The organism is Psychrobacter sp. TB55-MNA-CIBAN-0194, from assembly GCF_040309505.1.
Taxonomy (GTDB): domain Bacteria; phylum Pseudomonadota; class Gammaproteobacteria; order Pseudomonadales; family Moraxellaceae; genus Psychrobacter; species Psychrobacter fozii.
Genome location: NZ_JBEOOW010000239.1, coordinates 1 through 275 on the forward strand (window position 1 = coordinate 1; position 275 = coordinate 275).

The window sequence follows — 275 nt, forward strand, 5'->3', positions numbered from 1 at the left end:
GGGGTTAATCGCCCTTGAGCCATATCTAATTCATTGACGGCTAAGTTTTTACTCCCAGCGATTTGAATTCGTTGTTGTAATCCTGCTGTTTGACCCAAAGCATCTAACTGAAACCCATTGTTACTACTAATGGCATTGGGATCGCTGATAGTAATATTCACTGAGGGCTGATTGTCGACTTGAGAAAACTCAATTTGCATTCCAACTTGTTGCTGGACACCATTATCTTGAATAAACTGCGTTTGCATCTGCAAGCCAAAGTAATAATCTTGGCC

1 protein-coding gene is annotated in these 275 nt (G+C 41.1%); it reads right to left on the minus strand.

Annotation, left to right across the window (positions count from 1 at the left end; all coding sequences use genetic code 11):
* On the minus strand, positions 1–275 hold a 275-nt coding region (locus AAEY75_RS14980; RefSeq protein ID WP_352260023.1), incomplete at both ends, for a hypothetical protein.